Source organism: Acidocella aquatica (assembly GCF_030160635.1).
Classification (GTDB): Bacteria; Pseudomonadota; Alphaproteobacteria; order Acetobacterales; family Acetobacteraceae; genus Acidocella; species Acidocella aquatica.
This window is the reverse complement of the sequence record NZ_BSOS01000073.1, coordinates 76,361-90,060: the sequence shown is the minus strand read 5'-3', so window position 1 is coordinate 90,060 and position 13,700 is coordinate 76,361. Positions and strand designations below refer to the sequence as shown.

General features: G+C 63.7%; 8 protein-coding genes. 6 read left to right on the top strand and 2 right to left on the bottom strand.

Annotation, left to right across the window (positions count from 1 at the left end):
- The first annotated feature begins 13 nt into the window (after positions 1-13).
- From QQJ84_RS13285 to glcF, 3 genes are read left to right on the top strand one after another with little or no spacing between them, the layout of a single operon-like run.
- Positions 14-1,426 carry an FAD-linked oxidase C-terminal domain-containing protein gene (locus QQJ84_RS13285; protein ID WP_408862127.1) on the top strand — a complete coding sequence of 471 codons (1,413 nt, stop codon included), beginning with the start codon at positions 14-16 and terminating at the stop codon, positions 1,424-1,426.
- Entirely contained in the window at positions 1,390-2,577 is a 1,188-nt protein-coding gene (locus tag QQJ84_RS13280) for an FAD-binding protein (protein WP_284258751.1), read from the top strand. The genes QQJ84_RS13285 and QQJ84_RS13280 overlap by 37 nt, the downstream gene beginning before the upstream one ends.
- Before the next feature lie 2 nt (positions 2,578-2,579).
- Positions 2,580-3,869, top strand: coding sequence for a glycolate oxidase subunit GlcF (gene glcF, locus QQJ84_RS13275; RefSeq protein ID WP_284258750.1), 1,290 nt, complete (start codon positions 2,580-2,582; stop codon positions 3,867-3,869).
- 31 nt (positions 3,870-3,900) lie between these two features.
- Here glcF and QQJ84_RS13270 read toward each other — a convergent pair whose 3' ends face one another.
- Entirely contained in the window at positions 3,901-4,461 is a 561-nt protein-coding gene (locus tag QQJ84_RS13270) for a methyltransferase family protein (protein WP_284258748.1), read from the bottom strand.
- 2 nt (positions 4,462-4,463) lie between these two features.
- Positions 4,464-5,198 (bottom strand): N-acyl amino acid synthase FeeM domain-containing protein, encoded by a 735-nt coding sequence (locus QQJ84_RS13265; protein ID WP_284258746.1) that lies wholly within the window; start codon positions 5,196-5,198, stop codon positions 4,464-4,466.
- 551 nt (positions 5,199-5,749) lie between these two features.
- Here QQJ84_RS13265 and QQJ84_RS13260 point away from each other — a divergent pair.
- From QQJ84_RS13260 to QQJ84_RS13250, 3 genes are all read left to right on the top strand, one after another.
- Entirely contained in the window at positions 5,750-8,134 is a 2,385-nt protein-coding gene (locus QQJ84_RS13260) for a putative bifunctional diguanylate cyclase/phosphodiesterase (protein ID WP_284258745.1), read from the top strand.
- A 72-nt stretch (positions 8,135-8,206) separates the two neighbouring features.
- A complete protein-coding gene (gene mutS, locus QQJ84_RS13255) occupies positions 8,207-10,804 on the top strand; it encodes a DNA mismatch repair protein MutS (protein ID WP_408862158.1) in 2,598 nt (865 codons plus the stop codon).
- 95 nt (positions 10,805-10,899) lie between these two features.
- Positions 10,900-13,683 (top strand): [protein-PII] uridylyltransferase, encoded by a 2,784-nt coding sequence (locus QQJ84_RS13250; RefSeq protein WP_284258742.1) that lies wholly within the window; start codon positions 10,900-10,902, stop codon positions 13,681-13,683.
- Positions 13,684-13,700 lie beyond the last annotated feature (17 nt).

The window sequence follows — 13,700 nt, the reverse complement described above, 5'->3', positions numbered from 1 at the left end:
CAGTATGCGGGCCATGAAACAATTGGACCCAAAACCGGAGGTTATGGCGCGGCGAAGTGAGATTATCGCTGGGCTGCGGCGGATTTTGCCCGAGCGGGCGGTGATTGCGCAGGCGGTGGAGCTGAAGCCTTATGAGACGGATGCGCTGACCGCCTACCGGCAGGTGCCGCTGGCGGTGGTACTGCCCGAGGATGAGGCGCAGGTTGTTGATGTCCTGAAGTTTTGCGCGGCCGGGGGGGTGAGGGTGATCCCGCGCGGGGCGGGAACGTCGCTCTGCGGCGGGGCGCTGCCGCTGGCCGACTCCGTGGTGGTCGGGCTGATGCGGATGAACCGGATACTCGAGATCAACTACGCGGACCGCTATGCGGTGGTGCAGCCGGGGGTGACGAATATCGGCATTACGCAGGCGGTGGCGGATGCCGGGTATTTTTATGCGCCCGATCCATCGAGCCAGCTTGCCTGCATGATCGGCGGCAATGTGGGGATGAATTCCGGCGGCGCGCATTGCCTGAAATATGGGGTGACGGCGAATAACCTGCTGGGGCTGCGGCTGGTGACGGTGGCGGGCGAGGTGCTGGAGATCGGCGGGGCGCATTGCGACGCGGCGGGGTATGACTGGCTGGGGCTGATAACCGGCTCGGAAGGGCAGTTGGGGATTCTGACCGAGGTGACGGTGCGGATTCTGCATGCGCCGGAGGGAGCGCGGGCGATGCTGGCCGGATTCGCGAGCAACGAGGTGGCTGGGGAGTGCGTGGCGGCGATTATTGCCTCGGGCATTATTCCGGTGGCGCTGGAGTTCATGGATAAGCCGGCGATTCATGCGTGCGAGGCTTTTGCCCATGCGGGGTATCCGCTGGATGCGCAGGCGCTGCTGATAATCGAGGTTGAGGGATCGCAGGACGAGCAGGCGGATATGCTGGGCCGGCTGCGGGAGATTTGCGAGCGGTTTGCGCCGGTTTCGATGCGGGTGGCGCAGACGGAGGCGGAGTCGGCGGCGATCTGGAAGGGACGCAAGGGGGCGTTTGGCGCGGTGGGGCGGATTTCGCCGGATTATCTGTGCATGGATGGGGTGATACCGACCAGCCGGCTGGGCGAGGTGCTGCGGCGGATTGAGGAGATGAGCGCGGCATATGATCTGCGGGTGGCGAATATTTTCCATGCCGGGGATGGGAATTTGCATCCGCTGATCATGTATGATGCGAATGATCCGGCGAGCTTTGCGAAAGCGGAACGGTTTGGCGCGGAGATTTTGACGTTGTGTGTCGAGGCGGGGGGATGTTTGACCGGCGAGCATGGCGTGGGGGTGGAGAAGCGCGAGCTGATGCGGGTGCAGTTCTCCGAGAGCGAGCTTACGCAGATGCGGGCGATGAAGGATGTTTTTGATCCGCAATGGTTGTTGAATCCGGCGAAGGTGTTTCCGTTGTGAGCGCGCGGGTTGATGCGGCGTTGCCGGGGGGCGTGATTGTGCCGCGCGATGAGGCGGAGCTGGCCGGGGTGGTGCGCGATGCATCTGCGCCGATGCTGGTGCAGGGGAATGGAACCAAGGCGGGGATGCTGCGGCCGGGGCGGGCGGCGGCGGTGTTGAGCACGGCGGGGATGAGCGGAATTACGCTGTATTCGCCAAGCGAGTTGGTGATGCGCGCGCGGGCGGGGACCGCGCTGGCGGAGATCGAGGCGGCGCTGGCGGCACATGGGCAGCAGATGATTGCCGAGCCGTCGCATTTATTTGGTGAGGCGCAGACGATTGGCGGCGTGGTGGCGGCCAATGTTTCCGGGCCGCGGCGCATTAGCGGCGGGGCGATGCGCGACCATGTGCTGGGGCTGCGCGCGGTGAACGGTAGCGGTGAGATTCTGAATTTTGGCGGGCGGGTGCTGAAAAATGTCACCGGGTTGGATTTGACGAAGCTGCTGACTGGGAGTTTTGGCACCCTGGCGGTGATTACGGAGGTGACATTCAAGGTATTGCCGGTGGCCGGGGCGGTGGGCACGATTGTGGTGCGGGTTGCGGATGCGCAGGCGGCGGTGGCGGTGATGTCGGCCGGGCTGGGGTCGCCGTTTTCGGTCTCGGGGGCGGCGTATTTGCCGGGGAGCCGGGAGGTTTATTTGCGGGTCGAGGATTTTGCTGAATCGGTGGCGTATCGCTGCGGGAGGCTGGCGGGGCAATTTGCCGGGGCGGAGATTTTGGGGAGCGGTGAGAGCAAGGCCCTGTGGCTGAGCATACGCGATTGCGAAGCGCTGCCGCCGGGTGAGGCGATGTGGCGGGTCTCGGTGCGGCCCTCGGCCGGGCCGGGGGTGTTGCGCGATGTGGCGTTTGCCGGGGTGACCGGGTTTTTGGATTGGGGCGGCGGGCTGGTCTGGCTCAGCGGACCGGCGACGCATGAGGCGCATGAGGCGGTGTGTGCCGCGGCGCGGACCGGGGGCGGTGTATGGTGGTTGATGCGCGGGCCGGAGGCGTTGCGCGCGGTGGTGGAGGTGATGCCGCCCGAGGCGCCCGCGCTGGCGGCGTTGCGGCGGCAGGTGGTGGCGAAGTTTGATCCGCGGGGGATTTTTAATCCGCTGAAGATGTGGGCGGCTTAGACATGCAAACGAATTTTACTCCGGCGCAGCTTGCTGACCCCGAAATTGCGGTGGCGAATGAGATTTTGCGGCGCTGTGTGCATTGCGGCATGTGTACCGCGACCTGCCCGACGTTCGTGACGCTGGGTGATGAGCTGGATTCACCGCGTGGGCGGATTTATCTGATTAAGGACATGCTGGAGAGCGGGCGCGATGCCGGAGCGGAGGAGGCGTTGCATATTGACCGCTGCCTCTCCTGTCTTTCCTGCGTGACGACGTGTCCTTCTGGCGTGGATTATATGCATCTGGTGGACCATGCGCGCGTGCATGTGGAAAAGACGTTTAACAGGCCGTTAGCGGACAGGTTGATGCGCGCCGGGCTGGCCTGGGTGCTGCCGCATCCGGCGCGGTTGCGGGCGGCGTTGTTGCTGGCGCGGCCGGCGCGCGGGTTGGGATTTTTATTGCCGGGGCATGGCATGTTGGCCAAGCGGTTGCGGGCGATGTTACGGCTGGCGCCAGGGGCGGTGCCGCGCGCGGCGCCGTTGGGGCGTGTGTATCAGGCGGTGGGCGCGCGCCGGGCGCGGGTGGCGTTGCTGGCGGGGTGCGCGCAGCAGGTGTTGGCGCCTTCGATTAACGCGGCGAGCATTGCGCTGCTCAACCGGCTGGGGGTTGAGGTGGTGATTCCGCCAGAGGCGGGTTGTTGCGGCGCGCTGGTGCATCACATGGGCCGGCATGAGGCGGCGCTGGCGGCCGCGCGGGCGAATGTGGCGGCGTGGATGGCGCAGGTTGAGGGCGAGGGGCTGGATGCCGTGCTGGTGAACACTTCAGGTTGCGGCACGGTGGTGAAGGATTATGGGTTTTTGCTGCGTCATGAGGATTGTGCCGCCGGTGCGGCAAAAATTTCTAGCCTCACGCAGGATATTTCTGAATTTCTGATGAAGTTTTATGAGCCGGTGCGCGCGGCGCCGGGATTGAGCGTGGCGTATCATGCCGCGTGTTCGCTGCAGCATGGGCAGCAGGTTACGGCGCAGCCTAAAACATTGCTGCGCAAGGCGGGATTTAAGGTGGTGGAGCCGAAAGACGCGCATCTATGCTGCGGCTCTGCGGGAACTTATAATCTCATGCAGCCGGAGATCGCGTCGGCGCTGCGGCGGCGCAAGCTGGATACGTTGCGGGCTTTGGGGCCGGATGTGATCGCGGCGGGGAATATCGGCTGCCTGACGCAACTCGCGGGCGATGGTGTGCCCACGGTGCATGTGGTGGAGCTGCTTGACTGGATGGCGGGCGGCGAGAAGCCGCAAGCGTTGAGGTGAGAGGGGCGGGTTAAATCCCGCCCCTTCACAGTTAGCCGGCAAGTAAGGTTGATGGCCGGGGCAGGAACATTCCGGCCTGGGCGCGGTAGGCGGCGTAGGCGCTGCTGAGGCCTGACATCGCGAATTTACGCTCCTCGCGCGTTGCGGCGTCAAAATAGAGTGCCGCCATGATGGCGGGAGCGGCCCAGGCAAGCATGGTTTGGGCGGCCAGGGCGGTTGCGAACCAGAACAGCAGATACGCCAGGTAGAAGGGGTGGCGAACATACTGGTAGGGGCCATGGTGGAGCAGGAAACTGGGCTGGTCGGTGTCGAACGCCAGGGTGGGCGGCGTGCGCCGGGTGGCGCGGATGGCCCAGGTGAAGACGCTGTAGGAGGCGGCGAACAAGGCCAGGACCAGGGGCCAGGCCTGTGAGACGCCCGAGGTGAGGTGCCAGGCGAACCAGGCGAAACCGAGCAGGCTGAGGCCGCTGGTCACTTTCATGCCAAGCGGCATGGCGCCGGTCTGGCGGAAGTGTTTTTTTACGGCCCAGGAAAAGGCGGCAAAGCAGGTGAGGCCGGCGAGGCCGGTGATGGCGGTGAATAAAATATGCATGATTAATCCTCCAGGAAAACTTTGACGGTTTCGCCGTGCAGCAGCCCGGCGTAGGTGGAGAGGGTTTTTTTGTCGGCGCCGACAATGGGAATTTCTTCCCTGATGCGGTCGAAATCTGATTCCGGGCAGGACATCAGGTTGGTTTCGAACTTCACGCCGGCGTAGCGGCGTGGGCCGTCGATATAGCCAAAGTGCATGCGCTTGTAGAACGGCGTGTGATTGCGGCGCACGCAGGAGAGCATCATGTCAGCGTTGGCTTCCGTCAGCCAGTAGGAGACGAAGCGGAAGAGTATGAACACGAGCTGGTAGTTCGTGGCGTAGTCAGGGTGGCGCACCAGCCGGTTGATTTCAGTGAGCTTGGCTGGGCGCCCGTGCGGCACGTTGGCGGCCAGATCCGCCACGGCTTCGGGGAAGATCCTGGAGGCGGGAATTTCATCCCAGCCAACGAGGCCGGGGGTTTGGTCCAGCACGCAAAGCCTGACGGATGCGACGGGCTGCCCTGATTGGTAGATGACGATCGAGCGGCTGTTTGGCTTCAGATCGTCGGCATCGGAAAACAGCCCGCCTGGCTGCGGGTCGATATAGCCGCCGGATAGATAGCTGGCGTGGCGGACGGCGTAGGCGTCGGCCTTGGTTTGGTCATCCAGGGCCATGCGGGCGGTGATGCCCGAGGTTTGTATTTGTGGTCTGGCTTTTCCGCGAATGAAGTTAGTGGTGGCAGTTTGTAAAGAACTCATTTAAATCCTCCTTGGTGCAACTCAAACAAGAAGAATTAGTAATCACTTCAGCCCCAAGATGCAGGCGAAAAATGTCTGTTTGCGGATAAAAAGTGTGATTTTTTGAAGGCGTGTCTTCCTGAATGGCCCTCACGGCAAAAAAATACATTAACAAAGCATTATAACTTACTGTGATTAAATTATAGTCGCTCTGCTGTTGGCTTGATGGTTGCGGCACGGGCGGAGTTTGATTTTTTGCAGAATTAGAAGGCCGAAGACGGTTGACCAGTGTATTTTCGTGAATTCAGGGCGGCGGCGCTTTTGAGCGCGTGAGGAGACCCGCGGGGGGGACACCCGGCGCGTGGAATAAACGCGGGCAATTAAAGATGGCCGGCCGTTAAGAAAGGCGTTACGTTAGGTTGAGCTTATGGAAGTGGCCGGTTGAGGTTGGTCCGGTTTGCCAGGAGGATTGGATTTTTAAGATCAGTGGCCATGGGTTGCGGCCGGCAACCAAGGGAAACGAGGGGGTACCCAATGAGGGAGCACTTAATGAGGGTGCACTCAACGAGGGCATGCTCCAGGAGTCCTCCCGGCTGTTGCGCCGCTTCACCAAGAGCTTTGGCAGGCTGGCTGCCGGGCTGAAGGTACCCGCTGATCTGTCCGAACGGCTGCTGCTCGATCAGGCGTCCGACTTTAGCTATATCATCCTGGCGATCTCATTGCTTGGCCTGAACCAGATCGGGCTGTTGCTGATTTATTTTTTCAGGCAACCCGGAGCGCTGTTACGCGGGCTGATGTTTTTGGCCGTGGCGGTGTGCTATTTTATCATCATGGGGAAGGCCCGTCTCTGGCTGCGGCGCGATAAGCCGCTGGGGGAAGATGCGAAGGCATACATCCGCGGCATGTCGCAGTTGCTGGCCGTGATGGGTGTTGTCTGGGCCGTGTTGTTTGTTATTCTCATGCGCCAGCATGATACGGGCCAGCTCAGCCTCCTCTACGGCGTATTTGTCGGCTGTCTGGCGACGCCGGTAATGGTTTCGCCGATTTCCTGCGCGATTTCATATTGGCTGCCGACCTGTCTCGGCATCTGCATCGCGTGTGTTTTCGCCACCACCTTTGAGCCGTTTGCCCTGGTTAATCTGATTGCTTTCATGGGGCTGACGGGTTTCTGCATTCTCTATCTCAACAGCCGGCTGAATGAACGCGCGGTCAGCTCTCTCCGGCTTGAGGAGAACGGCGAGGTTATCAAGCTGCTGCTGCGCGATTTTGAGGAAAGTGCGAGCGACTGGCTGTGGGAGACCAGCGCTGGGTTGGAGTTGAAGCCGGTGAGCCACCGGCTGGCGCAGGTGGCGCATCGCCCGGTGGAGAGTTTCCGCGGGCAGTTTCCGCGCGCGATGCTGGGGGAAATCATGAATTACGATCATCGCCCTGGCTCGCCGATCGACCGGCTGTGCCGCGTGATCGATGAGCATTCACCCTTCCGCGATATGATCGTGCCGGTATTGATTAACGGTGAGGAGCGCTATTGGTCGCTCACCGGCAAGCCCATTCTCGACAAGGACGGGCGGTTCTCGGGGTATCATGGCGTGGGCTCGGACATTACCGGGCAGCGGCGCCAGCAGGAACAGATTGCGTTTTTGGCCCGCCATGACAGCCTGACGAAGCTGGCCAACCGCGTGTTGTTCAACGAAGTATTGCATCAGGCGTGCGATAATTGCCAGCAGACGGGTTTCGCGCTGTTGTGTCTTGATCTCGACCATTTCAAGGCCGTCAACGACACGCTGGGCCATGCCACCGGCGATGGCGTGCTGGTGGCGGTGGCCGAGCGGCTGCGCGGCTGTATCCGGGAGTTTGATATCGCGGCCCGGCTGGGGGGCGATGAATTCGCCATTATCCTGGTCACCGAGGACCCGCAGGAGGCGGGGGGGATTGCGTCGCGGATTATTGAGCGGGTGTCGCGGCCTTATCATTTTGACGGGCAGATGGTGCAGATCGGCATGAGTGCCGGCATCACCATGGCGCCGCGCGACAGCCGCAACCCGAGCGGGCTGATGAAGAACGCCGACCTCGCGCTGTATAGGGCGAAGGCCGAGGGGCGGGGCACATGGCGCCTGTATGATGTGGAGATGGACGAGCGGCAGAAGGACCGCCGTATTTTGCAGTCGGCGTTGCGCCAGGCTGTGTTGCGCGACGAATTCCGCCTGGAATATCAGCCGCTGGTGAATTTGGCCGATGGGCGCATTGTTGGCGCGGAGGCGCTGCTGCGCTGGCAGCACCCCGAGCGGGGGCTGTTGCCGCCGGGTGATTTTATTGCCCTGGCGGAGGATGCCGGGTTGATCGGGCAGATCGGCGAATGGGTATTGGGGCAGGCGTGCCGGGAGGCGGCGAACTGGCCGGAGCATGTAGGGATTGCGGTTAATCTATCGCCGCTGCAGTTTCGCGACAGCGGGCTGGTCGAAATTATAGACCGTGCGCTGGCGCAGGCCGGGCTGGCGCCGGGGCGGCTGGAACTGGAGATTACCGAGACCACCATGCTGGAGACCAACAGCGAGACGGTGGATGCGCTATGGCAGTTGCACGGGCGGGGGGTGCGGGTCGCACTCGATGATTTTGGCACGGGCTATTCCTCGCTCAGCTATCTGCGGCGGTTTCCCTTCGACAAGATCAAGATCGACCGCTCCTTCATCCGCGACCTGGGCTATGAGAAGGATGACAGCTCGATTGTTCTGGCGATCATCGGCCTGGCCGAGCGCATGGGCATGGTGGTGACCGCCGAAGGGGTGGAGACGCCCAGACAGGCGGAAATTCTCAACTCCTACGGCTGCGGCCAGGCGCAGGGGTATTTGTTCAGCCGTCCGGTATCGGCCGCGGTGTTTGGTGAGCTCCTCGTTACCGGAACGCCGTTGTGCCCTTGGCAGAGCGTGGCGGAGCCGCTTGCCCGCACGGCGGCGCAGTAGGGTTTTCAGCGCGCGGGCATCAGATAGGCTGGCATTTGGCAAGCGGGCGCGGAAGCGGCATTAATGCCGGGTATGAATCCTAGCGACGCAACAGGTGCTTCTCCGGCCATGGCGCAGTGGTTCGCCATGAAGGCGGAACACGAGGACGCGCTGCTGTTCTTCCGCATGGGCGATTTCTATGAGCTGTTTTTTGCTGATGCGCAGGCGGCGTCGGCAGCGCTGGATATCGCGCTGACGGCGCGCGGCAAACACCAGGAACAGCCGGTGCCGATGTGCGGTGTGCCGGTTTCGCAGGCGGAGATGTATCTGGCGCGGTTGATCCGCCGGGGGTTCAGGGTTGCGATTGTCGAGCAGATGGAGGACCCTGCGGCGGCGAAGGCGCGCGGGGCGAAAGGGCCGCTAAGCCGCGCGGTGGTGCGGCTGGTGACGCCCGGCACGCTCACCGAGGAGTCGCTGCTGGAGGCGGGGCGGGCGAATTATCTGGTGGCGATTGCGCCTGGTGGCGGGCGGCTGGGCGTGGCCTGGGCGGATATTTCCACCGGGTTGTTCGAGACACAGGCCACCGATGCGCCAGGGCTGCTGGCGGTGCTGGGACGGCTGGACCCGGCGGAGATTCTCTGCGCCGAGGCGGTGGAGCTTGGCCCCTATGCGGCGCGGCTGGTGGCGCCCGGGCGGCTGGCGATGCAGGCGCCGGCGGGCGCGGCGGCGGCGCGGCGCGAGCTGGCGCGGGTGTTCAATGCCGCCAGCCTGGATGCGTTTGGTGTGTTCAGCGATGCCGAGGTGCTGGCGGCGGGGCAGGTGCTGGCTTATATCGCGGCGACACAGATGGGGGCGATGCCAAGGCTCTCGCATCCGGTTCCGGCGGGAGAGGCGGGGCAGCTGGAGATGGACGCGGCGACGCGGGCCAGTTTGGAGATTTTGAGCAGCCGGGGCGGCGGCGAGGCGGGCAGCCTGCTGGCGGCGGTGAAACGCACGGTGAGTGCGCCGGGGGCGCGGCTGTTGGCGGCATGGCTGGCGGCGCCGCTCAACCGGTTGGATATGTTGCAGGACCGGCAAGGCGCGTGGCTGGCGCTGCGTGATGCGGGCACGGCTGAGGGTATGCGCGGGGTTTTGCGCGGGGCGCCGGATGTGTCGCGCGCGTTGGGGCGGATTGCGCTGGGGCGGGCGGCGCCGCGCGATTTGGCGGCGATCGCGGCTGGTTTGAGCACGGCGGAGCGGCTGCGGCCGATGGTGCCGCAAGGGGGGCGGTTGCTGAATGAGGCGGTGGCGGCGCTGGACCCGGCGCCGGGGCTGGCCGAGGTGCTGGGCCGCGCGCTGGCCGAGCCGGCGCCGTTGCGGCTGGAGGATGGCGGGGCGATTGCGGCGGGGTTTGACCCGGAGCTGGATGCGCAACGGGCGCTGCGCGATAATACGCGCCAGGTGATCGCGGAATTTCAGAGTGAGCTGGCGGCGCGGTATGGCGTCGCGTCGTTGAAGATTCGTCACCACGCGCAGCTTGGGTTCGTGATCGAGGTGCCGGCGGTTGCGGTGGAGAAGCTGCGGGAGAACCCTGAGTTGATTTTACGCCAGGGGATGGCGAATGGCGCGCGGTTCACACATCCTGAACTCTCCGCGCTGGACCAGCGGATTGCGGAAGCGGCGGCGCAGGCGGCGGTGCGTGAGAAGATTGTGTTTGCGTGGCTGGTGAAGCAGGTTTTGGCCCAGGCCGAGGCGTTGGCGGCATGTGCGCAGGCGTTGGCGTTGCTCGATGTGTTGCAGTCGGCGGCGGCACTTTCGGCGACCAACCGGTTTTGTTGTCCCGAGCTTTCGGATGATGAGGAATTCGAGATAAAATCCGCGCGCCACCCTGTGGTGGAGGCGGCTTTGCCGCCGGGGGTTGGGTTTATTCCCAACCATTGCACCCTGGCGCCGGGGCAACGGCTGATGTTGCTGACCGGGCCGAACATGGCTGGTAAATCAACGTATTTACGCCAGAACGCGCTGGCGGTGATATTGGCGCAGGCGGGGATGCCGGTGCCCGCAGAGGCGATGCGGCTGGGGCTGGTGGACCGGCTGTTCTCACGCGTGGGGGCGGCGGATGATCTGGCCAGCGGGCGCTCGACATTCATGGTCGAGATGATCGAGACCGCGGCGATTTTGCATCAGGCGGGGCCGAAGAGTTTTGTGATCGTCGATGAGATCGGGCGCGGCACGGGCACGCGCGATGGGCTGGCGATCGCGCAGGCGGTGCTGGAGGCATTGCATAACGGTAATCGCTGCCGTGCCATATTTGCCACACATTTCCATGAACTATTTCAACTCGCCGAGGCTTTGCCCAGGCTGACCCCATATACGATGCGGGTGAAGGAATTTAAGGGCGAGGTGGTGTTTATGCATGAAGTGGTTCGCGGCGCGGCGCAGCGTAGCTGGGGTGTGCATGTGGCGCGCCTCGCGGGGGTGCCCGAGAGCGTGGCCAGGCGTGCGGAAATTTTATTGAAGGCGGCGGAGCGTAATGTTCCGGCAACTTCGGCGCTGCCATTATTTGCCAGTGTTGTTCAGGAGCCAGATGATGCACGGCCGGATTTGTTGAAGGAGCTTGAGGCGCTGGACCCGGACCGGATGAGCCCGCGCGAGGCGCTGGATGCGTTATATGCCCTGCGCCAGAGGTTGAGCGGGGCCGGGAATGCGTGAACATCGCGCGCGCGCGCCGGATCTGCGTAAAAATCTCGGCAAATTGTTAAAACACGGCTTTCCCATATCCGGCGGATTGATCTAGCGTGTACGATATGTTGACCACTCCCAAACAACCCGAAATCGCCGCGGCTCTGGCCGAACTTGTGCCGTTGGGCGATCCGCCGCCGCGTGATGTGGCTCTGGCCGGTTTCCGCCGCCAGCTTGGCCGGATTCAGAGCTACGTGCAGCAGCGCTTCGAGCGCGATGGATTGAACGGGCTGACAGCCGCGCGGTTGCATGCGGGGTTGATGGACGAGCTGGTGAATTCGTTGTTTGCCTATGCGCTGGCGATGTTGCCGCTGGAGGAGCGCGACAGGCTCGCGATGGCGGCCACCGGCGGTTATGGCCGCGCCACGCTGGCCCCGTTCTCCGATATCGACCTGCTGTTTCTCACCGGGGGCAAGGCCTCGCTGAAGATGGACCGGGCGGTTGAGTTTATTTTGTATTTTCTTTGGGACCTGGGCCTGAAGGTTGGCCACGCGACCCGCTCCATCCCTGATTGCCTGGATGAGGCGCGCAAGGATGTCACCATCCGGACCTCGCTGCTGGATGCGCGCTGCCTGACGGGAGACCGGGCGCTGTTCGCGGATTTCCAGAAGGCGTTTCGCGCGGATTGCGCGGCTGATGGGCCGGGCGCCTATATCATAGCCAAGCAGGCCGAGCGCGCCGCCCGCCACCGCAGGTTTGGCGAGACGCCGTTCATGGTTGAGCCCAATGTGAAAGAGGGCAAGGGCGGCCTGCGTGATTTGCAGACGCTCTACTGGCTGGCGCGCTACGTGTTTAACACTTTCGCGATGACCGAGCTGGTGGGCAAGGATGCGCCAGGCGGCGGGATTCTGACCGCGACCGAGGCGCGCTCATGCAAGCGGGCGTGGGAATATCTGTGGAGCGTGCGCTTTCATCTGCACTATGTTGCCGGGCGGGCGGAAGAGCGGTTGACGTTTGATTTCCAGCCCGTGGTTGGCGCGCGCATGGGCTATACGCGCCATGGCCGCCAGGATGGGGTGGAGCGTTTCATGCGCCATTATTTTTTGATGGTGCGCGAGGTGGCGCGGGTGACCGGCGTGCTGGAGCCTGCTCTGGTGCGCGCGGCGCTGGGCCCGCCGGCGATTGCCGCGGAGACCGATGCGGCGCTCGTGGAAGCCGGGTTCGTGCTGGCGGACGGGAAGATATTATTCGCGCCGGGGCATGACCCGGAGACTGACCCGGCCAGTATTTTCAGGATTTTGCTGTGCGCGCGCGACCGTGGGCTGGAATTGCATCCGCTGGCGCTGCGCACGTTGATCCGCTCCGCCCCGCTGGGCGCGGAGCTGCGCGGCGACAAAAAAGCCGCGGCGATGTTCATGAACCTGCTCTGCGGCCAGGAGGAGCATGACGGCGATGAGCGCACATGCGATTCCGCGCGCTGGCTGGGGCTGTTGAACGAGACCGGGGTGCTGGGGCGTTATCTGCCGGATTGGCGGCGCATTGTCGGGCAGATGCAGTTTGATACCTACCATGTGTACACCGTGGATGTGCATACGGTGCATGCGATCAGGGTGCTCAACACCATCGAGGCGGGAGAGCTGAAGGAGATCGCCCCGGTTGCGACCGACCTGATCGACCAGGTGCAGTCGCGCCGGGCGCTTTATGTGGCGCTGTTGCTGCATGATATCGCCAAGGGGCGGGGCGGGGATCATTCGGTGCTGGGGGCGGAGATCGCGCTTTATGTCGGCCCGGCGCTGGGGTTGAGCGCCGAGGAGACGGAAATGGTCTCCTGGCTGGTGCTGCATCACTTGATGCTGACGCAGACGGCGTTCTCGCGTGATATTGATGATCCGAAAACCATTCTCGACCTGGCTGATACCATTCAGAGCCCGGAGCGGCTGCGGCTGCTGCTGGTGCTCACGGTTTCGGACATGCGGGCGGTCTCGCCAAAGGTCTGGAACGGCTGGAAGGCGACGCTGCTGCGCGAGCTGTATGCGCGCGTGGCCGAAGTGCTGGAGGGGGGACTCTCCACCACCGAGCGCGATACGCGCATCAGCCGGGTGAAGGAGGTTGTGGCCTCGCTGCTTGGCGACTGGCCGGAGCTGGCGCGCGAGGAGTTTCTCTCGCTCGGCTATCCCTCATACTGGCTCGGGTTTGACCCTGAGAGCATCGAGCGGCATGCCCGCATGATCCGCGATGCCAAGCAGCGCAGCGCGCCGCTGACCGTGCATGCCGAGCCGTTGCCGGCGCGCGCGGTGACCGAGGTTGTGGTTTATACCGCCGACCATGCCGGGCTGTTCAGCCGGATCGCCGGTGCGCTGGCGATTGCGGGCGCCTCTATCGTGGATGCGCGGATTCATACGCTGACCGATGGCATGGCGCTGGATACGTTCTGGATTCAGGATGCCAACGGCGGCCCGTATGACGCGCCGCACCGGCTGGCGCGGCTCTCCTCGCTGATCGAGCAGGCGCTTTCGGGCCGGTTGCGGCTGGAGGCTGAAATCCGCAAGGCGACGCGCAGCCTGATCCCTGGGCGGATGCGCGCCATCCATGTGCCGCCGCGCGTGGTGGTGGATAACCGCGCCTCCAACCGGCATACGGTGGTGGAGGTGAACGGGCGCGACCGCCCCGGCCTGCTGCATGACGTGACCTCGGCGATTTCGGCGCAGGGGCTGCAGATCGCCTCGGCGCATGTGACCACCTATGGGGTGCGCGCGGTGGACGTGTTTTATGTGAAAGACGTTTTTGGCATGAAGGTGGAAAATGAGCGCAAGCTCAACCAGCTGCGCAATGCGCTGCTGGAAGCCTTGAGCCCCAGCGTGGATGATCCGGCGCCGCAGCCCCCGGTGAAGCGGCGCGCCGTGGCCTGAGGGCCTTGGCGTTAGAG